This is a genomic window from Pseudomonas sp. BN415 (assembly GCF_029871195.1).
GTDB classification, from domain to species: Bacteria; Pseudomonadota; Gammaproteobacteria; order Pseudomonadales; family Pseudomonadaceae; genus Metapseudomonas; species Metapseudomonas resinovorans.
This window is the reverse complement of record NZ_SSOK01000051.1, coordinates 64,828-90,724: the sequence shown is the minus strand read 5'-3', so window position 1 is coordinate 90,724 and position 25,897 is coordinate 64,828. Positions and strand designations below refer to the sequence as shown.

The 25,897-nt window shown below is 61.1% G+C and carries 26 protein-coding genes; 17 read left to right on the top strand and 9 right to left on the bottom strand.

Annotation, left to right across the window (positions count from 1 at the left end; all coding sequences use genetic code 11):
* Positions 1-14: 14 nt before the first annotated feature.
* The 7 genes from E8F20_RS12205 to E8F20_RS12175 all read left to right on the top strand — a co-directional run bounded on the left by E8F20_RS12205 (position 15) and on the right by E8F20_RS12175 (position 4,261).
* Positions 15-683: a Bax inhibitor-1/YccA family protein gene (locus E8F20_RS12205; protein WP_280283950.1), complete on the top strand. Its 669-nt coding sequence runs from the start codon at positions 15-17 to the stop codon at positions 681-683.
* Between the two features lie 114 nt (positions 684-797).
* Positions 798-1,190, top strand: a complete 393-nt coding sequence (tusD, locus tag E8F20_RS12200; RefSeq protein WP_280283949.1) for a sulfurtransferase complex subunit TusD — start codon at positions 798-800, stop codon at positions 1,188-1,190.
* 1 nt (position 1,191) lies between these two features.
* The gene (tusC, locus tag E8F20_RS12195; RefSeq protein ID WP_280283948.1) at positions 1,192-1,548 is read left to right on the top strand and encodes a sulfurtransferase complex subunit TusC; all 357 of its coding nucleotides are present in this window, start codon (positions 1,192-1,194) and stop codon (positions 1,546-1,548) included.
* Positions 1,548-1,850 (top strand): sulfurtransferase complex subunit TusB, encoded by a 303-nt coding sequence (gene tusB, locus E8F20_RS12190; RefSeq protein ID WP_280283947.1) that lies wholly within the window; start codon positions 1,548-1,550, stop codon positions 1,848-1,850. Before tusC ends, tusB begins: the two co-directional genes overlap by 1 nt.
* On the top strand, positions 1,847-2,182 hold the full coding sequence (locus E8F20_RS12185) for a TusE/DsrC/DsvC family sulfur relay protein (protein WP_280283946.1): 336 nt from the start codon (positions 1,847-1,849) through the stop codon (positions 2,180-2,182). Before tusB ends, E8F20_RS12185 begins: the two co-directional genes overlap by 4 nt.
* On the top strand, positions 2,179-3,162 hold the full coding sequence (locus E8F20_RS12180; RefSeq protein WP_280283945.1) for a glycosyl transferase family protein: 984 nt from the start codon (positions 2,179-2,181) through the stop codon (positions 3,160-3,162). The genes E8F20_RS12185 and E8F20_RS12180 overlap by 4 nt, the downstream gene beginning before the upstream one ends.
* A gap of 85 nt (positions 3,163-3,247) precedes the next feature.
* On the top strand, positions 3,248-4,261 hold the full coding sequence (locus E8F20_RS12175) for a glutathione S-transferase family protein (protein ID WP_280283944.1): 1,014 nt from the start codon (positions 3,248-3,250) through the stop codon (positions 4,259-4,261).
* On the opposite strand, the gene cysG is transcribed toward E8F20_RS12175, so the two are convergent.
* From cysG to ftsK, 6 genes are all read right to left on the bottom strand, one after another.
* Positions 4,246-5,640, bottom strand: coding sequence for a siroheme synthase CysG (gene cysG, locus E8F20_RS12170; protein ID WP_280283943.1), 1,395 nt, complete (start codon positions 5,638-5,640; stop codon positions 4,246-4,248). The two genes, E8F20_RS12175 and cysG, sit on opposite strands and share 16 nt — an antisense overlap.
* A gap of 122 nt (positions 5,641-5,762) precedes the next feature.
* Positions 5,763-7,043 carry a serine--tRNA ligase gene (serS, locus tag E8F20_RS12165; protein ID WP_280283942.1) on the bottom strand — a complete coding sequence of 427 codons (1,281 nt, stop codon included), beginning with the start codon at positions 7,041-7,043 and terminating at the stop codon, positions 5,763-5,765.
* Positions 7,044-7,059: 16 nt separating this feature from the next.
* Positions 7,060-7,434: a fluoride efflux transporter CrcB gene (gene crcB, locus E8F20_RS12160; protein WP_280283941.1), complete on the bottom strand. Its 375-nt coding sequence runs from the start codon at positions 7,432-7,434 to the stop codon at positions 7,060-7,062.
* The gene (locus E8F20_RS12155; RefSeq protein WP_280283940.1) at positions 7,434-8,756 is read right to left on the bottom strand and encodes a replication-associated recombination protein A; all 1,323 of its coding nucleotides are present in this window, start codon (positions 8,754-8,756) and stop codon (positions 7,434-7,436) included. The genes crcB and E8F20_RS12155 overlap by 1 nt, the downstream gene beginning before the upstream one ends.
* 12 nt (positions 8,757-8,768) lie before the next feature.
* Complete coding sequence (lolA, locus tag E8F20_RS12150; RefSeq protein ID WP_280283939.1) at positions 8,769-9,395, bottom strand: outer membrane lipoprotein chaperone LolA; 627 nt, start codon at positions 9,393-9,395, stop codon at positions 8,769-8,771.
* A gap of 29 nt (positions 9,396-9,424) precedes the next feature.
* Positions 9,425-11,833, bottom strand: coding sequence for a DNA translocase FtsK (gene ftsK / locus E8F20_RS12145; RefSeq protein WP_280283938.1), 2,409 nt, complete (start codon positions 11,831-11,833; stop codon positions 9,425-9,427).
* A 266-nt stretch (positions 11,834-12,099) separates the two neighbouring features.
* On the opposite strand from ftsK, the gene trxB reads away from it, so the two are divergent.
* The 4 genes from trxB (at position 12,100) to infA (ending at position 14,852) form a co-directional block, all read left to right on the top strand.
* Positions 12,100-13,050 (top strand): thioredoxin-disulfide reductase, encoded by a 951-nt coding sequence (gene trxB, locus E8F20_RS12140; RefSeq protein WP_280283937.1) that lies wholly within the window; start codon positions 12,100-12,102, stop codon positions 13,048-13,050.
* Positions 13,051-13,089: 39 nt separating this feature from the next.
* Positions 13,090-13,770 (top strand): leucyl/phenylalanyl-tRNA--protein transferase, encoded by a 681-nt coding sequence (gene aat / locus E8F20_RS12135; RefSeq protein WP_280283936.1) that lies wholly within the window; start codon positions 13,090-13,092, stop codon positions 13,768-13,770.
* A 54-nt stretch (positions 13,771-13,824) separates the two neighbouring features.
* Positions 13,825-14,532 carry an arginyltransferase gene (locus E8F20_RS12130; protein WP_280283935.1) on the top strand — a complete coding sequence of 236 codons (708 nt, stop codon included), beginning with the start codon at positions 13,825-13,827 and terminating at the stop codon, positions 14,530-14,532.
* 101 nt (positions 14,533-14,633) lie between these two features.
* Positions 14,634-14,852, top strand: a complete 219-nt coding sequence (infA, locus tag E8F20_RS12125; RefSeq protein WP_016492441.1) for a translation initiation factor IF-1 — start codon at positions 14,634-14,636, stop codon at positions 14,850-14,852.
* 55 nt (positions 14,853-14,907) lie between these two features.
* On the opposite strand, the gene clpA is transcribed toward infA, so the two are convergent.
* Positions 14,908-17,178, bottom strand: a complete 2,271-nt coding sequence (gene clpA / locus E8F20_RS12120) for an ATP-dependent Clp protease ATP-binding subunit ClpA (RefSeq protein WP_280283934.1) — start codon at positions 17,176-17,178, stop codon at positions 14,908-14,910.
* Positions 17,179-17,206: 28 nt separating this feature from the next.
* Positions 17,207-17,569 carry an ATP-dependent Clp protease adapter ClpS gene (gene clpS, locus E8F20_RS12115; protein ID WP_028628729.1) on the bottom strand — a complete coding sequence of 121 codons (363 nt, stop codon included), beginning with the start codon at positions 17,567-17,569 and terminating at the stop codon, positions 17,207-17,209.
* Between the two features lie 231 nt (positions 17,570-17,800).
* On the opposite strand from clpS, the gene cspD reads away from it, so the two are divergent.
* Entirely contained in the window at positions 17,801-18,064 is a 264-nt protein-coding gene (gene cspD / locus E8F20_RS12110; RefSeq protein ID WP_028628730.1) for a cold shock domain-containing protein CspD, read from the top strand.
* Between the two features lie 68 nt (positions 18,065-18,132).
* On the opposite strand, the gene icd is transcribed toward cspD, so the two are convergent.
* A complete protein-coding gene (gene icd, locus E8F20_RS12105; RefSeq protein WP_028628731.1) occupies positions 18,133-19,389 on the bottom strand; it encodes an NADP-dependent isocitrate dehydrogenase in 1,257 nt (418 codons plus the stop codon).
* Between the two features lie 357 nt (positions 19,390-19,746).
* On the opposite strand from icd, the gene E8F20_RS12100 reads away from it, so the two are divergent.
* The 5 genes from E8F20_RS12100 (at position 19,747) to purB (ending at position 25,868) form a co-directional block, all read left to right on the top strand.
* Positions 19,747-21,972, top strand: a complete 2,226-nt coding sequence (locus tag E8F20_RS12100; RefSeq protein WP_280283933.1) for an NADP-dependent isocitrate dehydrogenase — start codon at positions 19,747-19,749, stop codon at positions 21,970-21,972.
* Positions 21,973-22,072: 100 nt separating this feature from the next.
* A complete protein-coding gene (locus E8F20_RS12095; RefSeq protein WP_280283932.1) occupies positions 22,073-22,516 on the top strand; it encodes an NUDIX hydrolase in 444 nt (147 codons plus the stop codon).
* Between the two features lie 137 nt (positions 22,517-22,653).
* Positions 22,654-23,772, top strand: a complete 1,119-nt coding sequence (gene mnmA / locus E8F20_RS12090) for a tRNA 2-thiouridine(34) synthase MnmA (RefSeq protein WP_280283931.1) — start codon at positions 22,654-22,656, stop codon at positions 23,770-23,772.
* Positions 23,769-24,389, top strand: a complete 621-nt coding sequence (gene hflD / locus E8F20_RS12085; protein WP_028628735.1) for a high frequency lysogenization protein HflD — start codon at positions 23,769-23,771, stop codon at positions 24,387-24,389. Before mnmA ends, hflD begins: the two co-directional genes overlap by 4 nt.
* A gap of 108 nt (positions 24,390-24,497) precedes the next feature.
* Positions 24,498-25,868, top strand: a complete 1,371-nt coding sequence (gene purB / locus E8F20_RS12080; protein WP_280283930.1) for an adenylosuccinate lyase — start codon at positions 24,498-24,500, stop codon at positions 25,866-25,868.
* Positions 25,869-25,897 lie beyond the last annotated feature (29 nt).

The following is a 25,897-nucleotide window of genomic DNA, read 5'->3' as shown; positions in this document are numbered from 1 at the left end:
TCGGGAGTGTCGCGATGAACGAACAGAACTTTGCCCTCAACCCTACGCAGGCGGAGCAGCTGGAAGTCAGCCGCATCCTGCGCAACACGTACGGGCTTCTGGCCCTGACCCTTGCGTTCAGCGGTTTGGTTGCCTACGTCGCCCAGCAGATGCGCGTGCCGTACCCCAGTATCTTTGTGGTGCTGATCGGTTTCTACGGGCTGTTCTTCCTCACGGTGAAGCTGCGCGATTCGGCCTGGGGTCTCGTGTCCACCTTCGCGCTGACCGGCTTCATGGGCTACACCCTGGGTCCGATCCTCAATATGTACCTCGGAATGCCCAACGGCGGCGAGGTGGTCAGCTCAGCCTTCGCCATGACCGCCCTGGTGTTCTTCGGCTTGTCGGCATACGTGCTTACCACCCGCAAGGACATGAGCTTCCTTGGTGGTTTCATCACCGCCGGGTTCTTCGTCCTGATCGGTGCCATGCTGGCCAGCTTCTTTTTCAACATTAGCGGCCTGCAACTGGCGATCAGCGCTGGTTTCGTGGTGTTCTCGTCGGTCTGCATCCTGTACCAGACCAGCGCCATCATCCATGGCGGCGAGCGCAACTACATCATGGCCACCATCAGCCTGTACGTTTCCATCTACAACCTCTTCATCAGCCTGCTGCAACTGGTTGGCGTATTCAGCAGCGACGATTGATCGCCAACCAACTCCTCGGACTAGCCCGCTTCGGCGGGCTTTTTTCTGTCCGGGCGGGAAAAAGAACGCGTCTGGCCGTATCATTCCAGCAGTTTTCCCGTCATCCGAGCGACCATGAAATTCGCCATCGCCCTCTTTGCGCCACCCCATGCGCCCTCCTCGCGTCGCGCCCTGCGCTTCGCTGAAGCCTGTCTGGCCGGCGGGCACGAAATCGTCCGCTTGTTCTTCTATCAGGATGGTGTGCATAGCGCCTCCGCCAATGTCGTCGCCCCGCAAGATGAACCCAACCTCTCCGCGGAATGGAGCGAGTTCGTACGCAAGCACGAGTTGGACGGCGTGGTCTGCATTGCCGCGGCACTGCGCCGCGGCGTGCTGAGCCAGGAAGAAGCGCAGCGCTATGAACGGCCCGCGGCGAATCTGGCCGAAGGCTGGGAACTGTCCGGCCTGGGTCAGCTTCATGAAGCTGCCCAGATGGCCGACCGCCTCGTCAGCTTCGGAGGCAACTGAGATGAAATCCATGCTGATCATCAGTCGCCAAGCGCCCTGGAGCGGCCCCGGTGCCCGCGAAGCGCTGGACATCGCCCTTGCAGGTGGCGCCTTCGATTTGCCACTCGGATTGCTGTTCCTCGACGACGGGGTCTTCCAGCTCGTCGCCCAACAGCAGCCGACGGCACTCCAGCAGAAGGACCTGACCGCCAACCTCCAGGCGCTCTCCCTGTTTGGCGTGGAGTCGCTCTACGCCTCTGCGCGCAGCCTGCAGGAACGTGGCCTGGACAGTGCCGCCCTGAACCTCACAGTAGATGTCCTCGACGACAGCGCCCTGACCACTCTTATCAACCGCTACGACCAGGTGCTCACTCTCTGATGGCCACCCTGCACATCCTCTCTCACTCGCCCTTTGCCGACAGCCGGATGGGTAGTTGCCTTCGCCTGCTGGGAGCCGGTGATGGCTTGCTGCTCAGCGGTGATGCCGTCTATGCCCTTCAACCTGGCAGCATCGCTCGCCAGGCCTTGGAGCTGATGCCCGACTCCGTCACCCTGCATGCACTCGCCGAAGACCTGGATGCCCGTACTCTGGCCGACCTGCCGGAGCGTCTGAACGCAGTGGATTACCCGGCCTTCGTCGCGTTGTGTTGTCACTACGACAAGGTGAACAGTTGGCTATGAGCGAATTACTGATCGAAGGCCACAGCATCCCGCTGGACAAGGACGGCTACCTTCAGCAGCTGACTGACTGGAGTCCTGCGGTGGCCAATGCCCTGGCTGCCCGCGAAGAACTGGAATTGCAGCCGGAGCACTGGGAAATCATCGAGCTGCTGCGCGGTTTCTATATCGAGTTCCAGCTCTCTCCGGCCAACCGTCCGCTGGTCAAGTACGTGGCGCAGAAGCTCGGCCCGGACAAGGGTAACAGTCTGCACCTCAATCGCCTCTTCAAAGGCGCACCGGCCAAGCTTGCCGCCAAGCTCGCCGGCCTACCGAAGCCGACCAACTGCCTATGAATCTCGTCACCCCACCGGAACATCCCTTCGCCCAATTCGTCCGAATCCTCGGCAAGGGCAAGCGCGGCGCACGCAATATGACCCGCGAGGAAGCCCGCGAAGCCATGGGCATGCTCCTAGACGGCGAAGTTGAAGACACTCAGCTCGGCGCTTTCCTCATGCTCCTGCGGCACAAGGAAGAAAACGCCGAGGAACTGGCCGGCTTCACCGAAGCCTTCCGACAACGCAATCTGGCACCACAAATTCCCGTCGACCTGGATTGGCCGAGCTACGCCGGTAAAAAGCGCCATCTGCCGTGGTACTTGTTGGCTGCCAAGGCGCTTGCCGACAGCGGTGTGCGCATCCTGCTCCACGGTGGCGGCGCCCATACGGCCGGCCGTCTCTACAGTGAGCAGCTACTGGAGCTGCTGGACATTCCGCTTTGCCATGACTGGCAAGAAGTGGCCAATGCCCTCGACGAGCGCCGACTGGCATTCATTCCGCTGGGCGCCTGGGCACCTCAACTGCAACGCATGATCGACCTGCGTAACACGCTTGGCCTGCGCTCGCCCATCCACTCCCTTGCCCGCATCCTGAATCCGCTCGGTGCTCGCTGCTGCCTGCAGAGCATCTTCCACCCGGGCTACCAGGCGGAACACCGCGAAGCCAGCCAACTCCTGGGCGATCACGCCATCGTGATCAAGGGGGAAGGTGGTGAGATCGAAGTCAATCCCGATGGCACCTGCCACCTCTACGGAACCACCGATGGCGACGCCTGGGACGAAGAATGGCCGCCGCTCTCCGCACAACGCCACGTAAAGCCGGACAGCCTGGACGCCAACCAGTTGGTCGCCGTATGGCGCGGCGAATGCGAGGATGATTACGGCCGCCTGGCCGTTCGCTCCACTATGGCGCTTGCCCTGCGCGGCCTGGGCTCAGCACGAGAAGAGGCCTTTGCCAAAGCTGATCAACTCTGGGCGGAGCGCAAGGTATCGATCTGATTGATCATTAGAACCACCAATTTGCGCTTTTCCATCGAAGCGCCGCCGATAAACTGGCTCCAGAACTCAACTTCGGAGACCGACCATGGGCCTGCTGATTGATGGAAAATGGCATGACAAGTGGTACGACACCGCCAAGGACGGCCGCTTTCAACGTGAAAGCGCTCAGCGACGGAACTGGATCACTGCCGACGGCTCGCCTGGCCCTTCAGGTATCGGCGGCTTCCCCGCCGAATCGGGCCGCTATCACCTCTACGTGTCCCTGGCCTGCCCGTGGGCACACCGAACCCTGATCTTCCGCAAGCTGAAGGGCCTGGAATCACTGATCGACGTATCGGTGGTGAGTTGGCTGATGCTGGAGCAAGGCTGGACCTTCGACCCGCAGTTCGGCTCGACCGGAGACAAGCTGGACGGGCTGGCGTACCTGCACCAACGCTATACGCGGGACAGTCCCAACTACAGCGGCCGTGTGACAGTACCGCTGCTGTGGGACAAGCAGACCGACAGCATCGTCAGCAATGAATCATCCGAGATCATCCGGATGTTCAATGGCGCCTTCGATCACCTGACCGGCAATCACCTGAACTTCTATCCGCAAGCACTGCGTCCCGAGATCGATGCGCTCAACGATCGAATCTACCCGGCCGTAAACAACGGCGTCTATCGCGCGGGCTTCGCCACTACCCAGGACGCTTACGAAGAGGCTTTCCACGCCCTGTTCGACGAACTGGATCAACTGGATACCCTACTGGAAACCCGACGTTACCTGACGGGTGAGCGAGTCACAGAAGCGGATTGGCGTCTGTTCACCACCTTGATCCGTTTCGACGCTGTCTACCACGGCCACTTCAAGTGCAACCTGCGGCGCCTGGAGGATTACGCCAACCTCTCAGGTTGGCTGCGCGAGCTGTACCAATGGCCGGGCGTAGCAGAGACGGTGAACTTCACACACATCAAGCACCACTACTACGCCAGCCATCGCACGATAAATCCCACGGGCGTGGTGCCTCTGGGGCCGATACAGGACTTCAGCCGCCCCCATGGTCGTGGGCATCTGAAAGCACGGCCAGTGGCGATGAGGGATCAGACCGCGGCCTGACCGCCCTCGAACCAGGCCAACTTTTCGCGCAGGGTTACCACTTCGCCCACGATCACCAGGGTAGGTGCGTGGACCTCGTGCTCAGCCACCAGTTGCGGCAAGTTGGCCAGCGTGCCGGTGAATACGCGCTGCCGGCTGGTGGTGCCTTGCTGCACCAGCGCAGCCGGAGTTTCGGCCGCGCGACCATGCTTGATCAACTGCTCGCAAATCAACGGCAGACCCACCAGCCCCATGTAGAACACCAGAGTCTGGCCAGGTGCGGTCAAATCCCTCCAGGGCAGATCGCAACTACCGTCCTTCAGGTGGCCGGTGACGAAACGCACGGATTGCGCATAGTCGCGGTGAGTCAGCGGAATACCCGCATAGGCAGAGCAGCCGGAAGCAGCAGTGATGCCGGGCACGACCTGGAAGGGAATGCCATTGGCTGCCAGCTCTTCGATCTCTTCGCCACCTCGACCGAAGATAAAGGGGTCACCGCCCTTCAGGCGCAACACACGCTTGCCCATCTTGGCCTGTTCGATCAGTAGGCGATTGATTTCATCCTGAGGCAAAGCGTGGTCGGCGCGGCGTTTGCCGACATAGACGCGCTCGGCATCGCGGCGGCAGAGTTCGATGATGGCCGGCGCGACGAGACGGTCGTAGAGCACCACATCGGCCTGCTGCATCAAGCGCAAGGCGCGGAAGGTCAGCAAGTCGGGATCACCCGGCCCCGCGCCCACCAAATAAACCTCACCCAGGGCCTTGGGAGCGCCTCCGGCAACTCGTTCAGCCAGCAGACGCTCAGCTTCAGCGCCCTGCCCGGCCAACATGCGCTCGGCCACCGGCCCCTGGAAAACTTCCTCCCAGAACACCCGACGTTGCTGCACATCAGGAAGCAGGGTCTTTACCTGGTTGCGGAACTTCTTCGCCAACCCGGCCAGTTGACCGTAAGCGGCGGGAATCCAGGTTTCGATCTTGGCACGGATCAACCGCGCCAGGACGGGGGCGTCACCGGCGCTGGAAACCGCAACAATCAGCGGCGAACGGTCGACAATAGCGGGAAAGATCACGCTGCAGAGTTTGGGGGCATCCACCACGTTGACGGGAATGCCGCGCGCCTGGGCCTGGCGCGACACTTCGGCATTCAACGCTTGATCATCACTGGCGGCGATTGCCAGCACACAGGCATCGAGGTCCACAACCTGGTACCCACGCAAATGGGATTCACCGCCACTTTGCTCGACCATTTCCAGCAATTGCGCGTCGATCTGCGGCGCGACCACCCGGAGACGCGCACCGGCATCCACCAGCAGACGCGCCTTGCGCAGGGCCACTTCGCCCCCACCGACCACGAGCACCTGGCGCCCTTGAAGATTGTGGAACAGCGGGAGGAAATCCATAGCAGCGCCTTCTAGCAATAACGGGTGGAGGTAGAGCTTGAACGGCCACCGCCCGCGTGCAGCCTGGCTGCGACGCGGGCGGTTGGGCGTTCTATCGCCCCTGCCTGGCAGGGGGCGGGCAATCAGCCGATGACTTCGATACCACCCATGTAGGGCTTGAGCACATCGGGCACACGGATACTGCCATCAGCCTGCTGATAGTTCTCCAGCACGGCGACCAAGGTACGGCCGACGGCGAGGCCGGATCCATTCAGGGTGTGTACCAGTTCGGGCTTGCCGGTTTCCGGGTTGCGGTAGCGCGCCTGCATGCGGCGGGCCTGGAAGTCGCCGCAGTTGGAGCAGGAAGAAATCTCGCGGTACTTATCCTGGCTCGGCACCCAGACTTCCAAGTCGTAGGTCTTGGTGGCGCTGAAGCCCATGTCACCGGTGCAGAGGGCCAACACGCGGTACGGCAGCTCGAGCAATTGCAACACACGCTCGGCATTGGCGGTCATACCTTCCAAGGCCTCGAAGGACTTGGACGGCTCGACGATCTGCACCATCTCCACCTTGTCGAACTGGTGCTGACGGATCATGCCGCGCGTGTCGCGACCCGATGCACCGGCTTCGCTGCGGAAGCACGGTGTATGGGCAACAAACTTGATCGGCAGTTGCTTGGCATCGACGATCTCGCCGGAGACGATATTGGTCAGGGACACTTCGGCGGTGGGGATCAAATAGAAATCCGCCTCGTTTTCACGGGAGATCTTGAACAGGTCTTCCTCGAACTTCGGCAGCTGACCAGTGCCCTGGAGTGCCGGAGCCTGAACCAGGTAAGGCGTGTAGGCCTCTTCGTAGCCGTGGTCGGTCACGTGCAAATTGATCATGAACTGCGCCAGGGCACGATGCAGGCGGGCAATAGGGCCGCGCAGCAGGGCGAAACGGGCGCCGGAAAGCTTGGCGGCGGTCTCGAAGTCCAGCCAGCCATACTGCTCACCCAGGGCTACGTGGTCCTTGACCTCGAAATCGAAGCTGCGGGGGGTACCCCAGCGGCGCACTTCAACATTGCCCTCCTCGTCCTCGCCTACCGGAACAGACTCATGGGGAAGATTCGGGATATTCAGCAGCAGGTTATCCAACTCGACCTGGATGCTCTCCAGTTCGCGCTTACCCTCTTCCAGCTCGCTACCCATACGGTCCACATCGGCCAGCAGCGGTGCGATGTCCTCGCCGCGCTGCTTGGCCTGGCCAATGGACTTGGAACGGGTATTGCGCTCGGCCTGCAGCTGTTCGGTACGGGTCTGCACGGACTTGCGCTGGTTCTCCAGCGCTTCCAGGCGTGCTACATCCAGTTCAAAGCCGCGGGTGGCAAGGCGTTCCGCGATTTCCCGTGGGTGGGTGCGGACCAGTTTGGCATCGAGCATGTCAGGTTCTCGTCTCTCAGATTTTCGTCAGTATCAGGCCGGCCCAAGTGGCGAGCAGGCCACCCAGCACGCTCAATGCTGCATAGCCAAGGGCCAGTGGCAGCTGGCCGCTTTCCAGCAGGCGCAGCGTGTCGAGGGAAAAGGATGAAAAGGTCGTCAGGCCGCCCAGGAACCCCACCATAAGGCCGGAACGGATTTCCAGCGGCACTTCAGGGCGTAACAGGAACAAGCCATATAAATAGCCGATCAACAAGCAACCGACGATATTGACTGCAAGGGTACCGGCGTAGAAGTACCGTGGCCAGTAGGTTGCGACCAGATTGCCAGTAGCGAATCGCAGCAGCGTGCCCGCCACACCGCCAGCGGAGACCGCCAGTATCAGTCCGATCACTATTTTCTCCGCCGCCAGGGGCTGTTGCGATCGAGTTTGCGCAAATGTTGCAGCTTGTCACGAATCTTCAGCTCCAAGCCACGGGGCACCGGCTGGTAGTACTGGCGAGGCTCAAGCTGCTCGGGAAAATAGTCCTCCCCCGCCGCGTAAGCATCGGGTTCGTCGTGGGCGTAACGGTACTCCTCGCCATAACCCAGTTGTTTCATCAGCTTGGTCGGTGCATTGCGCAGGTGCAGCGGGACTTCGAGCGAGCCGTTCTCAGCGGCATCGCGCATAGCAGCCTTGAAGGCCATGTAAACAGCGTTGCTCTTCGGCGCACAGGCCAGGTAGGTAATCGCCTGGGCAACCGCCAACTCGCCTTCGGGGCTGCCAAGACGCTCCTGCACATCCCAGGCCGACAGGCACAGACCAAGGGCTCTCGGGTCGGCGTTGCCGATGTCTTCGCTGGCCATCCGCACCACACGCCGGGCGAGGTAGAGCGGATCACAGCCGCCATCGAGCATGCGTGCATACCAGTAAAGCGCGGCATCCGGATCAGACCCACGCACCGACTTGTGCAGTGCGGAAATCTGGTCGTAGAACGCCTCCCCACCCTTGTCGAAGCGACGACGGCTATCGCCCAGCAGATTCTGCAGCAACTCCACCCCAATCTCACCGCCGTCATCGGCGAGGTCAGAGGCATTCTCCAGCAGATTGAGCAGGCGTCGACCGTCACCATCCGCAGCGGCCATCAGGATGGAAAAACTCTCGTCCGGCAGGCTCAGCTTACGCGTGCCAAGCCCCTTGTCCTCGTTCAACGCACGCGCCACCAGTTTGCGTAGCGCAGCCTCATCCAGGCTCTTCAACACATAGACCCGCGCCCGAGAAAGTAGAGCGTTGTTGAGCTCGAAGGACGGATTTTCGGTGGTAGCACCGATGAAAATCAGGGTGCCGTCTTCCACATAGGGCAGGAAGGCGTCCTGTTGGGACTTGTTGAAACGGTGCACCTCGTCCACGAAGAGGATGGTACGGCGCCCGTACTGAGCAGCTTGCTGCTTGGCAACTTCAACCGAATGCCGGATTTCCTTGACCCCGGAGAGCACAGCAGAAATGGTTTCGAAGTGGGCGTCGGTGACCTGGGCCAGCAACTTGGCCAGGGTCGTCTTGCCGACCCCGGGCGGCCCCCAGAAGATCATCGAGTGCAGTGCCCCCTGCTCCAACGCTTCACGCAGGGGCTTGCCCGGCGCCAGCAAGTGCTCCTGGCCTACGTACTCATCCAGGCTGGCAGCACGCAGGCGCGCCGCCAGAGGCTGGGCGATGGGTTCGGAGCGGAAGAGGTCCATGGGCGTTACAGCTTATTCCTGGATGACGTCGGCGCCTTCCGGGATCTTGAAGTTGAACTGCGCGGCATCGATCGCCTGGTTCATCTTGACCCCAAGGAAGAGGATGTTGGTGCGCTGGCCGACGCTGTCGATCAGCTGCATGTCATTGATCACACCGTTGCGGAACGACAGGCGCAGGGTGTCGAACAGAGTGTCCTTGGCCTTGGGCTTGAGGATGAAGTCCACCACGTCGCCGCCCTCCTTGTGGGTGATGTCGAAGTTCTCACTGATCTTCGAGACATCGCCGGACAGCAGCAGCGCCGGAGTGTGAGTCAGGCGCTGATCCAGAGTCTGGATGGTCACCTGCTGCAGGTCCGGGTCGTACAGCCACACCTTCTCTCCGTTGGAAACCAGCAATTGCTCCATCGGCGCATCGGTATGCCAGCGGAAAAGGCCCGGCCGCTTCAGCGAGAGTTCGCCGGAGGTTTCTTGCAGTTGAGTCCCGGAACCATCCAGGGTCAGCTGAGAGAAACGACCACTGATGGTCTGGGCCTTGTTCAGCATTTCGGTCAGGCGGCTGATGGCCACCTTATCGTCGGCGTGGACGTTCAGGGCAGCCAGGCCAAGTACAGCCACCATGAGCATGCGGATCAGTCGCATGGAAATCCTCGTAAAAAATCCGTTTCGGTTCAGTCTCGCACCGGTGCCGGCGCAGTGACTTCGCGCGACCCGTTGCCATTCATGGGGCTTACCACCCCGGCCATTTCCATCGCCTCGATCATGCGCGCGGCGCGGTTATAGCCAATCTTCAGCTTGCGCTGAACTGCGGAAATCGATGCGCGACGGCTTTCGGTAACGAAGCGTACGGCCTCGTCGTAGAGCGGGTCGTCCTCGCTACCCTCGCTGCCACCTTCGCTGCCCTCGCCACCAGAGAAGCTGCCACCGCCCTCTTCCGCGCCGGCCAGGATGTCTTCGATGTAGTCCGGTGCGCCGCGTAGCTTCCAGGCCTCCACCACACGATGCACTTCGTCGTCGGAAACGAAGGCACCATGGACGCGGATGGGCAAGCCGGTGCCCGGCGGCAGGTAAAGCATGTCGCCATGACCAAGCAGCTGTTCCGCGCCGCCCTGGTCGAGAATGGTGCGCGAGTCGATCTTGCTGGATACCTGGAACGCCATGCGAGTCGGAATGTTGGCTTTGATCAGACCGGTGATCACATCCACCGAGGGGCGCTGGGTGGCGAGGATCAGGTGGATCCCGGCGGCACGTGCCTTCTGGGCGATGCGGGCGATCAGCTCTTCGACCTTCTTTCCGACGATCATCATCATGTCGGCGAACTCGTCGACAACGACCACGATGGTTGGCAGTGTCTTCAGCAGCGGCGCTTCGTCTTCCATGCTCTCGCGGCGATAGAGCGGATCGGTCAACGGCGTCCCTGCTTCCTCGGCGTCCTTCACCTTGCGGTTGAAGCCCGCCAGGTTCCGCACCCCCATGGCGGCCATCAGTTTGTAGCGCCGCTCCATCTCGGCAACGCTCCAGCGGAGGGCGTTGGCAGCCTCCTTCATGTCGGTGACCACCGGACAAAGCAGGTGCGGGATGCCTTCGTAGATGGACAGCTCCAACATCTTCGGGTCGATCATGATCATCCGCGCCTGCTCGGGCGTGGACTTGAACAGAATCGACAGGATCATGGCATTGACGCCCACTGACTTACCGGAGCCAGTGGTACCCGCCACCAACAGGTGGGGCATCTTGGCCAGGTCAGTGATGATCGGCTTGCCACCGATATCATGGCCCAGGGCCAGAGTGACTGGCGACTTGGCGTCATCATATTCAGGCGAAGAAAGCACCTCGGAGAAACGCACGATCTGGCGATCCTCGTTGGGTATCTCGATACCAACGGTGGTCTTGCCTGGAATCACCTCCACCACGCGGACGCTGATCACCGCCAGAGAGCGGGCAAGGTCTTTCGCCAGGTTGGAGATACGGCTGACTTTCACGCCTGCGGCCGGCTGAATCTCGAAGCGGGTAATCACCGGACCTGGATGGACCGATTCCACGATCACTTCGACGCCGAATTCCTTCAGCTTGATTTCCAGCAGGCGTGACATGGCCTCCAGTGATTCGGGAGAGAAGCTCTTCTGCTTCTTCTCGGCCGCATCGAGAATGGAAATGGGCGGCAGAGTGCCTTCGATAGCCGTATCGACGAACAGCGGAGCTTGCTTCTCCTTCTGCACACGCTTGCTCGCCTCGGCCGGGTTGGGCGGCGGCGGCGGAGCTATCACTGGCGCTGAGCGCTTCTCGCGCTCGGTCATGTGCTTGGTGAGGGCTTCTTCGCGCTCGATAAGGCGTTCCTTGACCTTGGCCTGCTCGCGGCGGTCAGGCACGACCGGCGCGGCGACTTCGCTCACACGCACATCGACTTCACGCAACTTTGCCACCAGTTGCTTGCGCTCCAGACGCGCGCTCCACCAACGGTTGACGGCATTCTGGATGAGTTCGAAGAGGTCAAGGGTGATCTTGCCGGTCAAGTCCATGACCTTGAACCAGGACAGGTCGGTGAATACGGTCAGGCCGAACAGGAAGAGTGCAAAGAACAGCAAAGTGCTGCCCTGCACATTCAGCGCGTTGACCGCGAGATGGCTGAGACTCTCGCCCAGGGCGCCACCGGCAGAGGCCGGCAGCCCGGCGTGGTCCTGGAAGTGGATATCGGCCAGCGCGGAGCCGGACAGTACCAGAAAAACCAGCCCGATCAGCCGCCAGGAGAACAACCAGCCGCTCCAATCAATGGGCTCATGGCGATGACGGAAGACTTGCAGCGTTTTTATCGCCAGCAGCAGCGGAAAAACATAGGCGAAATAGCCAAGGGCCATGAACAGGATATCGGCGAACCAGGCACCCAGGCGGCCGGCAGCATTCTGCACCTGTTCGACGTTGCTGTTGTGGGTCCAGCCCGGATCGGAGGAATCGTAGGTGAGCAACGCCATCCACAGGTAGAGGCAGACTGCGCCCAGCGCGATCAACGCACCTTCCTTGAGGCGATAATGCAATTGCTGGCGCCAGACAGGGATCTGGGCTCTGTTCGTGGAATTCTTCAAAACGCTTCTTTTCCTGCGCCCGCGGCGCGTTCAAGAGTCGGTCGAGGGTGAAAGTCCGCTGGCAGTGCGCCATCACGGGTTCCAACCCCCTTCGGAACGTGGCCCATTGTACGGATTTGGCCGCGCGACGCCATGCGGGAACGGATTGTCGCTCCGGCGTTTTGGCGACGTCTCGCGCTTCGGTGTAGCATAGCCGCCAACGATTTGCGTAATGCTCAATTGGAGCATGCATTCTCTTTTGTGACAAAGACTTATGGAGCCTTTTTATGAGTGAAGTCAAGCATTCCCGATTGATCGTCCTGGGCTCCGGCCCCGCAGGCTACACCGCTGCCGTCTATGCGGCTCGCGCCAACCTCAAGCCAGTGGTCATCACTGGCATCCAGCCCGGCGGCCAACTGACCACTACTACCGAGGTGGATAACTGGCCGGGCGACATCGAAGGCCTCACCGGCCCCGCCCTGATGGAGCGCATGCAAAAACATGCCGAGCGCTTCGACACCGAGATTGTCTACGACCACATCCACACCGCCGAGTTGCAGAAGCGCCCCTTCATCCTCAAGGGCGACAGCGGAACTTATAGCTGCGACGCGCTGATCATCGCCACCGGCGCCTCGGCCCAGTACCTCGGCCTACCGTCCGAGGAAGCCTTCGCTGGCAAGGGCGTTTCCGCCTGCGCCACTTGCGACGGCTTCTTCTATCGCAACCAGGTGGTCTGCGTGGTCGGCGGCGGCAACACCGCAGTAGAGGAAGCCCTCTACCTGTCCAACATCGCCAAGGAAGTGCACCTGATCCACCGCCGCGACAAGCTGCGCTCCGAAAAGATCCTCCAGGACAAGCTGTTCGACAAAGCCGCCAATGGCAATGTGCGCCTGCACTGGAACCACACGCTGGATGAAGTGCTGGGCGACAACACCGGCGTGACCGGCGTGCGCCTGAAGAACACTGCGGACGGCAGCACCAAGGAGCTGCCACTGGCCGGCGTCTTCATTGCCATCGGTCACAAGCCGAACACCGACCTGTTCCAGGGTCAGCTGGAAATGCGCGACGGCTACCTGATCGTCCAGGGCGGCCTCGAAGGCAACGCCACGCTCACCAGCACCCCGGGCGTATTTGCAGCCGGCGACGTGGCCGACCATATCTACCGCCAAGCCATCACCTCTGCCGGCTCGGGCTGCATGGCCGCACTGGACGCCGAAAAGTTCCTCGACGACAACTGACAGGCCAGGCGGGCCTCCAGGCCCGCCCTCCCCTCCCCCATGCTGACCTGGTTACAACGAGACTCCCTCGAATTCCCGCCACTCGGGCGCGCCATGCGCGAACCCAACGGCCTGCTTGCAGCCGGCGGAGACCTTTCTCCAGAGCGCCTGATTCGGGCGTACCGCCACGGCTGCTTCCCCTGGTATCAGGAAGGCCAGCCGATTCTCTGGTGGTCTCCCGATCCACGCACTGTGCTGGCACCGCAGGAAGTTCACGTCTCCCGCAGCCTTGCCAAACTACTGCGCCAGGAACGTTTTCGCGTGACCTTCGACCAAGCCTTTGCTGCGGTGATCGAAGGCTGTGCCGGCCCGCGCGACTACGCTGACGGGACCTGGATCACCCCGGCGATGCAGGCCGCTTATCTCGAGTTGCACCGCCGTGGCGTGGCTCACTCGGTCGAAGTCTGGCAACACGATGAACTAGTCGGCGGCCTTTATGGATTGGCCATGGGCAAGCTGTTCTTCGGTGAATCCATGTTCAGCCGGACCGACAATGCGTCCAAGGTTGGCTTCGCCACCCTTGTGCGTCACCTGCACCAGTGGGGATTCGTGCTGATCGACTGCCAGATGCCCACCCAGCACCTGCAAAGCTTTGGCGCTCACACGATCAGCCGGGAAAAGTTTTCCCGCTACCTGCAGCTGTACCTTGATCAGCCGAACAACGCTGACTGGATCGCCTAGGCGAGCCTCGCAGGCTGACATACACTTGCTGAAGGGTTCTCCCGGGGGTTGATCATGACCGAGCTGGCTCGCCTCAAGTTTTACGCCACTCAACCGCATCCATGCAGCTACCTGCCCGAGGAACAGGCCACCACGCTGTTCCTCGACCCCAGCCAGCCCATGGACGTGGACGTCTATGCCGAACTGTCGGAAATGGGCTTCCGTCGCAGCGGTGATCACCTCTATCGCCCCCACTGCCAACGATGCAATGCCTGCGTTCCAGCACGCATCCCCGCCGATCAGTTCATTCCCAGCCGCCAGCAGAAACGTATCCTCAAGCGCAACTCAGACCTGACCGTAACCCCCGTACGCCCGGCTTTCACCGAGGAGTACTACGCGCTCTACGTCCGCTACATCGAGCAGCGCCACGCTGATGGCGACATGTACCCGCCCAGTCGAGACCAGTTCTCCACGTTCCTGGTACGCGACCTGCCCTTTTCCCGCTTCTATGAATTCCGCCTAAAGGGCGACCTGAAAGCCGTGGCAGTCACTGACGTCTTACCCAACGGGCTTTCCGCGGTCTACACCTTCTACGACCCCGATGAGGAGCGACGCAGTCTTGGCCGCTATGCCATCCTCTGGCAGGTCGGCGAAAGCGCCCGCCTTGGCCTGCAGGCCGTCTATCTCGGCTACTGGATCAAGAACTGCAGAAAGATGAACTACAAGACCCAGTACCGCCCGATCGAACTCTTCGTCAATCAGCGCTGGGTGACACTTAGCTGAAGCCCTTTGCGAGCAGTGCTGTTTTCGGGCACAATGCACGCCGTTTTTGCCCGCCGCGCACTGCGACCGGGCCCATCTCTGAATACCGAGGGCTTTACTGCATGTCGAAAGAAGACAGCTTCGAAATGGAAGGCACTGTCATCGACACCCTGCCCAACACCATGTTCCGTGTGGAGTTGGAAAATGGGCACGTCGTCACCGCGCACATTTCCGGCAAGATGCGCAAAAACTACATCCGCATCCTCACCGGGGACAAGGTTCGCGTCGAGCTGACGCCGTACGATCTGAGCAAGGGACGCATCACCTACCGCGCTCGCTGATCGGAAGTCATAAAAAAGCCCGGCATCTCTGCCGGGCTTTTTTGTGGATGGCCCGTCAGGCCATCTCTGCCGTAGTCTCGAACTCGAAGCTGAGCTCCTCATCCTTGACGTCGACGTGCACCACGCCGCCGTGCTCGGCCAATTCGCCAAACAGGATCTCCTCCGCAAGTGGTCGCTTGATCTTGTCCTGGATCAGACGCGCCATAGGGCGAGCCCCCATCTGCGCGTCGTAGCCGCGCTCAGCCAGCCAGCCCCGCGCCTCGTCGCTGACCACCAACTGCACGCGCTTGTCCTCCAGCTGCGCCTGCAACTCGGTGAGGAACTTGTCCACGACACTCTTGATCACTTCATGGCTCAAGCGGCCGAACTGGATGATCGTATCCAGGCGGTTACGGAATTCCGGCGTGAAGCTCTTGCGAATGACCTCCATGGCATCCGAGGAGTGATCCTGCAGAGTGAAGCCGATGGAAGCCCGCGCAGCGGTTTCGGCACCAGCATTGGTGGTCATGACCAGGATCACGTTGCGGAAGTCAGCCTTGCGACCGTTGTTGTCTGTCAGCGTGCCATGATCCATCACCTGCAGCAGCAGGTTGAAGACTTCCGGGTGGGCCTTCTCGATTTCATCCAGCAGCAGCACACAGTGCGGCATTTTGGTGATGGCTTCGGTCAACAGACCACCCTGATCGAAACCGACATAGCCTGGAGGCGCGCCAATCAGACGCGAAACGGTGTGCCGCTCCATGTACTCGGACATGTCGAATCGAAGCAGCTCGATCCCCATCGCCTTTGCCAACTGGCGGGCCACTTCGGTCTTGCCGACCCCCGTAGGCCCAGCAAAGAGGAAGGAACCTACCGGCTTGTCCGGAGACTTGAGCCCTGCGCGTGACAGCTTGATAGCGGTCGACAGGGAGTCAATGGCCGCATCCTGACCGAAGACCGTCAGCTTCAGGTCACGCTCCAGGTTACGCAGCAGCTCCTTGTCGGAGCTGGTGACATGCTTTGGAGGAATTCGCGCGATCTTGGCGACTATGTCTTCGACTTGAGCCACCTCGATGCGCTTGGCGCGCTTCTCTTCCGGCTGCAGGCGCTGATAGGCGCCCGCCTCGTCGATCACATCAATGGCCTTGTCAGGCATGTGCCGGTCATTGATATAGCGAGCTGCCAGCTCGGCTGCTGCACGCAGCGCCTCATCGCTGTACTCGATATGGTGATGCTGCTCGAAGCGCGCCTTGAGCCCCCTGAGGATGCCCACGGTGTCTTCAACCGATGGCTCGGTGACGTCGACCTTCTGGAAGCGCCGCGCCAGAGCTCGATCCTTCTCGAAGATGCCGCGAAATTCCTGGAAGGTGGTCGAACCGATGCAACGGATCTCACCCGAGGACAACAGCGGCTTGAGCAGGTTGGACGCATCCATTACCCCACCCGACGCGGCACCGGCACCAATGATGGTGTGAATCTCATCAATGAACAGAATGGCGTGCGGGCGCTTGCGCAGTTCATTGAGCAGCGCCTTGAAGCGCTTCTCGAAATCACCGCGATACTTGGTTCCCGCCAGCAAGGCGCCGAGATCCAGGGAGTAGACCACGCTTTCAGCCAGCAGGTCGGGCACTTGGTTGTCGACAATTCGCTTGGCCAGCCCCTCAGCGATTGCAGTCTTGCCAACACCTGCCTCACCCACCAAAAGCGGGTTGTTCTTGCGGCGACGCGCAAGGATCTGCGCGACGCGCTCAACCTCACTCTCACGCCCGACCAACGGGTCGATGCGCCCCATGCGCGCCAATTCGTTCAGATTGCTGGCATAGGCATCCAGCGGATGACCGGACGCGGCAGCCTCACCACCCTCCTCATCCTGCATTTCCTGATCGTGGTCGTGCTGCTCACCGTGACCCGGGACCTTGGAAATCCCATGGGCGATGTAGTTGACGACATCGATACGCGCGACGCTCTGCTGCTTCAGCAAGAACACGGCCTGGCTTTCCTGCTCGCTGAAGATCGCTACCAGCACATTGGCGCCGGTCACTTCGCGCTTGCCGGAACTCTGCACATGGAACACTGCACGCTGCAGCACTCGCTGGAAGCCGAGTGTGGGCTGGGTTTCACGATCTTCATCGTGCTGAGGAATCAGCGGGGTGGTGGAATCGATGAACTCCTGCAGGTCATGCCGCAGCTTGTCCATATTTGCGCCACACGCGCGCAGCACTGTGGCGGCGGCTTCGTTGTCCAGCAGGGCGAGCAGCAAGTGCTCTACCGTCATGAATTCGTGGCGCTTGGCACGGGCCTCCTTGAAGGCAAGATTGAGGGTGACTTCGAGCTCGCGGTTCAACATGGCTTCACCTCATACCCAAGCGGCGGCGTTAACCGTCCTTCTCGATCTCACAGAGCAGCGGATGCTGGCTCTCTCTCGCATATTGATTGACCTGCATGGCCTTGGTTTCGGCTATGTCGCGAGTGAACACGCCACAAATCGCCCGGCCCTCTGTATGCACGGTCAGCATGATCTTGGTGGCCAGTTCCCGGTTCATACCGAAGAACAACTCGAGCACCTCGACCACGAAATCCATAGGGGTGTAGTCATCGTTAAACATCACCACCTTATACATAGGTGGCGCCTGCAGGGCCGGCTTGGCTTCCTGCACCGCCAGGCCCGTGGAGTCGTCCTCGTGATGCTGCGGACTGTCCTGATTGAATGTTAGTCGAATCTGGCTGCTTGCATGCATGCTGGAAATAAAGGTCATTGGATGGATGAAAAACGGCCTCTGGAAAGACTTTGATCCGTTTCTCAGGCGATGCGGGGAACGCCTTGACTAACGGCAAAACGGTGTTACAACCAGTGAATACCCGTCTTCGGGTATCAGGGGTTCCGCGCGCGCGGCCAAGGCGGCCCGCATGGCGTGGAGTCGAAGTGGATGATACTCCAGTGATGGAGTCCTTTGCAGAGGGATATCAGCATGCTTAGCGGTAAGGTCAAGTGGTTCAACAACGCCAAAGGTTATGGATTCATCCTTGCCGACGGCCGAGATGAGGACCTGTTCGCCCACTATTCGGCCATCCAGATGGAGGGCTACAAGACGTTAAAGGCTGGACAGCCGGTAAGCTTCGATATCATCCAGGGCCCGAAAGGGCTGCACGCCGTGAACATTCGCCCCGTCACGGCCACCTCCGAAGCGCCTGCCGCCATCAGCCACCCCCAGGGCAGCACGGTAGAAGTTTGAGCCCCCGCAACAATTGGGCATAAAAAAGGCCGGTCGAATGACCGGCCTTTTTGTTTCTGCCCGAAGGCTTACATGTGCGCGATGATAGCGTCGCCGAACTCGGAGCAGGACAGCAGCTTGGCACCTTCCATCAGACGCTCGAAGTCGTAGGTGACGGTCTTCGCAGCGATGGCACCATTGGTGCCCTTGATGATCAGGTCGGCTGCTTCGGTCCAGCCCATGTGGCGCAGCATCATCTCCGCAGAGAGGATGACCGAGCCCGGGTTAACCTTATCCTGGCCGGCGTATTTCGGCGCAGTGCCATGGGTCGCTTCGAACATGGCAACGGTATCAGACAGGTTCGCGCCGGGGGCGATACCGATACCACCCACTTCGGCCGCAAGGGCGTCAGACAGGTAGTCACCGTTCAGATTCAGCGTGGCGATCACATCGTACTCGGCCGGACGCAGCAGGATTTGCTGCAGCATGGCGTCCGCGATCACATCCTTGACCACTACGCTCTTGCCGGTGCGCGGGTTCTTGAATTGCATCCACGGACCGCCATCCAGCAACTCGGCACCGAACTCGTCACGAGCAACTTCGTAGCCCCACTCTTTGAAGGCACCCTCGGTGAACTTCATGATGTTGCCCTTGTGGACGATGGTCACAGAACTGCGATCGTTGTCCACGGCGTACTGCAGGGCCTTGCGCACCAGACGCTTGGTGCCGTCCAGGGATACCGGCTTGATACCGATACCGCAGTTCTCGGTGAAACGGATCTTCTTGACGCCCATTTCCTCGGTGAGGAACTTGATGACCTTCTCGGCCTCGGGACTGCCAGCCTTCCACTCGACACCGGCATAAATGTCTTCGGAGTTCTCGCGGAAAATCACCATATCAACGTCACCGGGCTTCTTCACCGGACTCGGAACGCCTTCGAACCAACGGACAGGGCGCTGGCAAACGTAAAGATCCAGCTCCTGGCGCAGGGCCACGTTGAGGGACCGAATGCCACCACCGACAGGAGTGGTCAGCGGACCCTTGATGGAAACAACGTAGTCGCGAACGGCTTCCAGGGTTTCTTTCGGCAGCCAAGTGTCCTGATCGTAGACCTGAGTGGCCTTCTCACCCGCGTAAACCTCCATCCAGGAGATCTTGCGATCGCTGCCATAAGCTTTGGCAACGGCGGCATCCACCACCTTGATCATGACAGGGCTGATGTCGACGCCGATGCCGTCACCCTCGATGAAGGGGATGATCGGGTTGTTCGGTACCTTCAAGGACATATCTGCATTGACGGTGATTTTGTCACCGACTGCCGGCACCTGGATCTTTTGGTATCCCATGCTGAGCTCCGTGTTGTGGTTGAGAACGCTCTTGCAGCTCGTGAGCCTACTCCAGTTGGGCGGTCATCGACCATATCTTCCTTAGTCGAAAACACACCCCTGAGTCACCCCGCCAAAAGGGGTGATATACTGCGCGCCGTGACTTGACAGTCATCGGGGTCGAGCAGTCTGGGACCAGACTCACTGTCCTCGCAACGGCCAAGCCACCACCATGGCAAGGCCGTACAACGCTTTACTGGCGCTCCATTACCCCCGCGGCAATTCTCGGCTCAGCTCAACGTCGACATTGAGCGAATGCGTCTACCAGTGCGCTTCGAGACTCTGTGCGCGCCCAGAAAAGAAGAGAGTTAAACGTTAATGTCCAACCGTCAGAAGATCACGTACACCTTCACCGACGAAGCCCCTGCGCTCGCCACCTACTCGCTCCTTCCCATCGTCAAAGCGTTCGCCGCCTCGGCAGGGATCGACGTCGAAACCCGCGACATCTCTCTTGCAGGACGCATCCTGGCCTCCTTCGCTGACAAGCTTGCCGCAGACAAGCGCATCGAAGACGACCTGGCCTACCTGGCCACGCTGGCCACCTCGCCTGACGCGAACATCGTCAAACTGCCGAACATCAGTGCTTCCGTGCCGCAGCTCAAAGGCGCCATCGCCGAACTGCAGGCGCTGGGCTACAACGTGCCGGACTTCCCGGAAGACCCGCAGACCGAAGAAGAGAAAGATACTCGCGCCCGCTACGCCAAAGTCCTGGGCAGCGCCGTGAACCCGGTCCTTCGCGAAGGCAACTCTGACCGCCGCGCGCCGGCCGCCGTGAAGGCCTACGCTCGCAAGCACCCGCACTCCATGGGCAAGTGGAGCATGGCCTCCCGCTCCCACGCCGACTACATGCGCGGTGGCGACTTCTTCTCCAGCGAACAATCCATCACCATGGCCAAGGCCGGTGACGTGCGCATCGAGTTCGTCGGCAAGGACGGCAAGGTCGAGGTCAAGAAGCAGCTCTCCCTGCAGGACGGCGAAGTCCTGGACAGCATGTTCATGAGCTGCAACAAACTCCGCGCCTTCTTCGAGCAGACCCTGCAGGATTGCAAGGAAACCGGCGTCATGTGGTCCCTGCACGTCAAGGCGACAATGATGAAGGTCTCCCACCCGATCGTCTTCGGCCACGCCGTCAGCGTTTACTACAAGGACGTGTTCGACAAGTACGGCGAGCTGTTCAAGGAACTGGGCGTCAACCCGAACAACGGCATCAGCAGCGTCTACGACAAGATCAAGGTACTGCCCGCCTCCCAGCAGGAGGAGATCCTTCACGACATCCATGAGGTGTACAGCCACCGCCCGGAAATGGCGATGGTCGACTCCGTGAAAGGCATCACCAACCTGCACATCCCGAGCGATGTGATCGTCGACGCCTCCATGCCGGCGATGATCCGCAACTCCGGTCAGATGTGGGGCAAGGACGGCAAGCAGAAGGACACTAAGGCGGTGATGCCGGAGAGCACCTACGCCCGCATCTACCAAGAGATGATCAACTTCTGCAAAACCAACGGCGCCTTCGACCCGACCACCATGGGCACCGTGCCGAACGTCGGCCTGATGGCGCAGAAAGCCGAGGAATACGGCTCGCACGACAAGACCTTCGAGATGATCGCCGATGGCACCATGCGCGTCGTGGCCGCCGATGGCACCGTCCTGATGCAGCATGAAGTCGAAGCCGGTGACATCTGGCGCGCCTGCCAGACCAAGGACGCCCCAATCCGTGACTGGGTCAAGCTGGCCGTTACCCGCGCCCGCCTGTCCAACACCCCGGCCATCTTCTGGCTGGACCCGGAACGCGCCCACGATCGCGAACTGCGCAAAAAGGTCGAACTGTATCTACAGGACCACGACCTGACCGGCCTGGACATCAGCATCAAGGGCTACAACGAAGCCATCCGTACCAGCATGGAGCGCCAACTGCGCGGCCAGGACACCATCTCGGTGACCGGCAACGTCCTGCGCGACTACCTGACCGACCTGTTCCCGATCATGGAACTGGGCACCTCGGCCAAAATGCTGTCCATCGTTCCGCTGATGGCGGGCGGCGGCATGTACGAGACCGGTGCCGGCGGCTCGGCTCCGAAGCACGTACAGCAGCTGGTGGAAGAGAACTACCTGCGCTGGGATTCCCTCGGCGAGTTCCTGGCCTTGGCCGTGTCCCTGGAAGAAACCGGCATCAAAACCGGCAACGCCAAAGCCAAGCTGCTGGGCAAGACCCTCGACGAAGCCACCGGCAAGTTGCTGGACAACAACAAGTCGCCCTCCCGCAAGGTCGGCGAGCTGGACAACCGTGGCAGCCACTTCTACCTGGCGCTCTACTGGGCTCAAGCCCTTGCAGCCCAGGACGAAGACGCCGAACTGAAGGCGCACTTCGCCCCGCTGGCCAAGACCCTGACGGAGCAGGAAGCGACCATCGTCGCCGAACTGAACGGCGCCCAGGGCAAGGCTGTGGACATCGGCGGCTACTACCGTTCGAATCCGGACCTGACCAGCCAGGTGATGCGCCCCAGCGCCACCTTCAACGCTGCGATCGACGGCCTGGCCTAAACACCACACGCTGTATCGGGAAACCCCGGGCCAATGCCCGGGGTTTCTTTTTGGGGCCACCCGCGCCGTATCATGTCGATTTGCCCTGGAACCCTTGCGTATGAGCTGGCAACCCCACATCACAGTCGCAACGATCGTCGAAGACCAAGGCCGATTCCTGCTAGTCGAGGAACTGGCCGGAGGGCACGCAGTATTCAACCAGCCCGCCGGACACCTGGAAGCCGACGAAACCCTGCTCGAAGCCGCCATTCGCGAAACCTTCGAGGAAACTGGCTGGGAGGTCGAATTGACCGCCGTGACTGGCATCTACCTCTATACGGCCCCCAGCAACGGCGTGACCTATCAGCGCGTCTGCTTTGCCGCCAAACCACTGCGCCACCACCCCGACCACCCCCTGGACGAAGGCATCATCGGGCCGCGCTGGCTAACACGCGACGAACTCCTGGCCAGTAAAGACCGCTGGCGCAGCCACCTCGTCCTGCGCTGCATCGACGACTACGTAACAGGCGAACGCTTCCCCCTGAGCCTTATCCGCGCCTCTTGAACATTCCAGCCGAAAGAACCTACTCACGATCTTGCGAGTTAGCGCCTGCTTTTAACGCAGCAGGGCCGACGCGCAGCTGATCGCGAACCGGTTCTGATAGAATTCCGCTTTTGCTTACACAACCAGTGCAGATTCTCATGCGTGATCCAGCCAATACCCGCGTCATAGTCGGCATGTCCGGCGGCGTAGACTCCTCGGTTTCCGCCCTCCTGCTTCTCGAACAGGGCTACAAGGTGGAAGGCCTGTTCATGAAGAACTGGGACGAAGACGACGGCACCGAGTACTGCACCGCCAAAGTGGACCTGGCCGACGCCCAGGCCGTCTGCGACCGCATCGGCATCAAGCTCCATACTGCCAACTTCGCGGCCGAGTACTGGGACAACGTGTTCGAACACTTCCTGGCCGAATACAAGGCAGGCCGCACGCCGAACCCGGACATCCTCTGCAACCGCGAAATCAAGTTCAAAGCCTTCCTCGACTACGCCCTGTCGCTGGGCGCGGACCTGATCGCCACCGGTCACTACGTGCGCCGCCGTGACATCGACAACCGCACCGAGCTACTGAAAGGTCTGGACCCAAACAAGGACCAGAGCTACTTCCTCCATGCAGTGGGTGGCGAGCAGATCGCCCGCACCTTGTTCCCGGTCGGCGAACTGGAAAAACCGGAAGTGCGCGCCATCGCCGAAAAGCACGACCTGGCCACGGCTCGCAAGAAGGACTCCACCGGCATCTGCTTTATTGGTGAACGTCGTTTCACTGACTTCCTCAAGCAGTACCTGCCCGCCCAGCCCGGGGATATCGAGACCACCGAAGGCGACGTCATCGGCCGCCACCACGGCCTGATGTACCACACCATCGGCCAGCGCCAGGGCCTGGGCATCGGCGGCATGAAAGACGCTAGCGATGATCCCTGGTACGTCCTGGCGAAAGACCTGTCGCGCAACGTACTGATCGTCGGCCAGGGCAACGAGAACCCCTGGCTCTACTCCCGCTCGCTGAAAGCGTCCGAGATCTACTGGGTCAACCCCATCGACCTCAGCCGGCCCCGCCGCCTCAAAGCCAAGGTGCGCTATCGCCAGAGCGACCAGCCCTGCACCCTGGAAAAGACTAGCGACGGTTATGTTGCGGTGTTCGACGAGCCGCAGCGCGCGGTCACGCCGGGCCAGTCCGTGGTGTTCTATGACGGCGAAATCTGCCTGGGCGGCGGCGTGATCGAATGCGCCCAACCCTCCGATGCCGGAGTTCAGCGCCCATGAACCAGACCCGCGAACAACTGGTCGCACTCGGCGCCGTCTTCGAAGCCGCCGCCTTGGTGGACCGCATCGCCAAGACCGGCCAGATCAGCGAGCCGCCGCTCGGCTGCATGCTCGGCAGCCTGCTGATCCGCGATCCGAAGAACACCCTGGAAGTCTACGGCGGCGACGACCTCAACCTGCGCGATGGCTACAAGGCTCTTGTAAGCGCCCTGGAGCGTGAGCCCTCGAGCCTGCAACGCGAACCCCTGCGCTACGCCCTCGCCCTGCTGACCCTGGAACGTCAACTGGCCAAACGTGGCGATATGCTGGACGTCATCGGCAACCGCCTGGACCAGATTCAGCAACAGGTACAGCACTTCGGCCTGGTGCACGACAACGTCATTGCCGCCTGCGCCGGCCTTTACCAGGACACCCTGAGCACCTTCCGCCAGCGCATCCAGGTACACGGCGACATGCGCCACCTGCAGCAACCCAGTAACGCCGCGAAGATCCGCGCCCTGCTCCTCACCGGCATCCGTGCCGCGCGACTCTGGCGCCAGCTTGGCGGCAACCGCTGGCAACTGCTATTCAGCCGCCGCAAGCTGCTCAACGAGCTTTATCCGCTCCTGCGCGGCTGACCGAGCCGCGCCATGTGTCGACGACCGTGGCGCGGAAGCGGCGAGTTGCGCGAAATACATGTATGATGTGCGCCCCTTTTCGTTGACCGATTGTCCGAGAACGCCCTCATGCAGCTTTCCTCGCTCACCGCGGTTTCCCCCGTAGATGGCCGCTACGCCGGCAAAACCAGCGCCCTGCGCCCGATCTTCAGCGAGTACGGCCTGATCCGTTTCCGCGTCCAGGTAGAGGTCCGCTGGCTGCAGCGCCTCGCCGCCCACGCCGGTATCCCGGAAGTCGCGCCCTTCTCCGCCGAAGCCAATGCCCTGCTCGACAAGCTGGCCGAAGACTTCCAGCTGGAACATGCCGAGCGCATCAAGGAAATCGAGCGCACCACCAACCACGATGTGAAAGCTGTTGAGTATCTGCTCAAGGAGCAGGCCGCCAAGCTGCCCGAGCTGGCCAAAGTCAGCGAGTTCATCCACTTCGCCTGCACCAGTGAGGACATCAACAACCTGTCCCACGCCCTGATGCTGCGCGAAGGCCGCGACCAGGTCGTGCTGCCGCTGATGCGCCAACTGGCCGACGCCATCCGCGACCTGGCCGTACGCTTCGCTGATGTGCCCATGCTCTCCCGCACCCACGGCCAGCCGGCGTCGCCGACCACCCTCGGCAAGGAAATGGCCAACGTCGTGTACCGCCTGGAGCGCCAGATCGCCCAGGTTGCCGCCGTTCCACTGCTGGGCAAGATCAACGGTGCAGTGGGCAACTACAACGCCCACCTGTCCGCCTATCCGGACGTCGACTGGGAAGCCAACGCCCGCGAATTCATTGAAGGCGACCTGGGCCTGGACTGGAACCCCTACACCACCCAGATCGAGCCGCACGACTACATCGCCGAGCTGTTCGACGCCGTCGCCCGCTTCAACACCATCCTCATCGACTTCGATCGCGACGTCTGGGGCTACATCTCCCTCGGCTACTTCAAGCAGAAGACCATCGCCGGCGAGATCGGCTCGTCGACCATGCCGCACAAGGTCAACCCGATCGACTTCGAGAACTCCGAAGGCAACCTCGGCATTGCCAACGCACTGCTCCAGCACCTGGCCAGCAAGCTGCCCATCTCCCGCTGGCAGCGCGACCTGACCGACTCCACTGTACTGCGTAATCTTGGCGTCGGCTTTGCTCACAGCGTTATCGCCTACGAAGCCACCCTCAAGGGAATCAGCAAGTTGGAACTGAATGCTCAACGCATTGCTGAAGACCTCGACGCTTGCTGGGAAGTCCTCGCCGAGCCGATCCAGACCGTGATGCGTCGCTACGCGATCGAGAATCCGTACGAGAAGCTCAAGGAACTGACGCGTGGCAAGGGCATCAGCCCGGAAGCCCTGCAGACTTTCATCGATGGCCTGGATATCCCGGCCGAGGCCAAGGCTGAACTGCGCAAAATGACCCCCGCCAGCTACATCGGCAACGCCGTAGCTCAGGCCAAGCGCATCTGATCGGTCTTGTACCCATGCACGCCCGGCTG

Bases quoted from the DNA above. Each gene is read 5' to 3' on its own strand.
- clpS (WP_028628729.1), bottom strand. From the start codon at position 17,569: ATGCATGCAAGCAGCCAGATTCGACTAACATTCAATCAGGACAGTCCG.
- E8F20_RS12155 (WP_280283940.1), bottom strand. From the start codon at position 8,756: ATGGACCTCTTCCGCTCCGAACCCATCGCCCAGCCTCTGGCGGCGCGC.
- E8F20_RS12175 (WP_280283944.1), top strand. From the start codon at position 3,248: ATGGGCCTGCTGATTGATGGAAAATGGCATGACAAGTGGTACGACACC.
- cspD (WP_028628730.1), top strand. From the start codon at position 17,801: ATGCTTAGCGGTAAGGTCAAGTGGTTCAACAACGCCAAAGGTTATGGA.
- serS (WP_280283942.1), bottom strand. From the start codon at position 7,043: ATGCTCGATGCCAAACTGGTCCGCACCCACCCACGGGAAATCGCGGAA.
- aat (WP_280283936.1), top strand. From the start codon at position 13,090: ATGCTGACCTGGTTACAACGAGACTCCCTCGAATTCCCGCCACTCGGG.
- lolA (WP_280283939.1), bottom strand. From the start codon at position 9,395: ATGCGACTGATCCGCATGCTCATGGTGGCTGTACTTGGCCTGGCTGCC.
- E8F20_RS12095 (WP_280283932.1), top strand. From the start codon at position 22,073: ATGAGCTGGCAACCCCACATCACAGTCGCAACGATCGTCGAAGACCAA.
- E8F20_RS12205 (WP_280283950.1), top strand. From the start codon at position 15: ATGAACGAACAGAACTTTGCCCTCAACCCTACGCAGGCGGAGCAGCTG.
- E8F20_RS12100 (WP_280283933.1), top strand. From the start codon at position 19,747: ATGTCCAACCGTCAGAAGATCACGTACACCTTCACCGACGAAGCCCCT.
- mnmA (WP_280283931.1), top strand. From the start codon at position 22,654: ATGCGTGATCCAGCCAATACCCGCGTCATAGTCGGCATGTCCGGCGGC.
- hflD (WP_028628735.1), top strand. From the start codon at position 23,769: ATGAACCAGACCCGCGAACAACTGGTCGCACTCGGCGCCGTCTTCGAA.
- tusD (WP_280283949.1), top strand. From the start codon at position 798: ATGAAATTCGCCATCGCCCTCTTTGCGCCACCCCATGCGCCCTCCTCG.
- trxB (WP_280283937.1), top strand. From the start codon at position 12,100: ATGAGTGAAGTCAAGCATTCCCGATTGATCGTCCTGGGCTCCGGCCCC.
- E8F20_RS12130 (WP_280283935.1), top strand. From the start codon at position 13,825: ATGACCGAGCTGGCTCGCCTCAAGTTTTACGCCACTCAACCGCATCCA.
- cysG (WP_280283943.1), bottom strand. From the start codon at position 5,640: ATGGATTTCCTCCCGCTGTTCCACAATCTTCAAGGGCGCCAGGTGCTC.
- purB (WP_280283930.1), top strand. From the start codon at position 24,498: ATGCAGCTTTCCTCGCTCACCGCGGTTTCCCCCGTAGATGGCCGCTAC.
- icd (WP_028628731.1), bottom strand. From the start codon at position 19,389: ATGGGATACCAAAAGATCCAGGTGCCGGCAGTCGGTGACAAAATCACC.
- tusB (WP_280283947.1), top strand. From the start codon at position 1,548: ATGGCCACCCTGCACATCCTCTCTCACTCGCCCTTTGCCGACAGCCGG.
- E8F20_RS12185 (WP_280283946.1), top strand. From the start codon at position 1,847: ATGAGCGAATTACTGATCGAAGGCCACAGCATCCCGCTGGACAAGGAC.
- tusC (WP_280283948.1), top strand. From the start codon at position 1,192: ATGAAATCCATGCTGATCATCAGTCGCCAAGCGCCCTGGAGCGGCCCC.
- clpA (WP_280283934.1), bottom strand. From the start codon at position 17,178: ATGTTGAACCGCGAGCTCGAAGTCACCCTCAATCTTGCCTTCAAGGAG.
- E8F20_RS12180 (WP_280283945.1), top strand. From the start codon at position 2,179: ATGAATCTCGTCACCCCACCGGAACATCCCTTCGCCCAATTCGTCCGA.
- infA (WP_016492441.1), top strand. From the start codon at position 14,634: ATGTCGAAAGAAGACAGCTTCGAAATGGAAGGCACTGTCATCGACACC.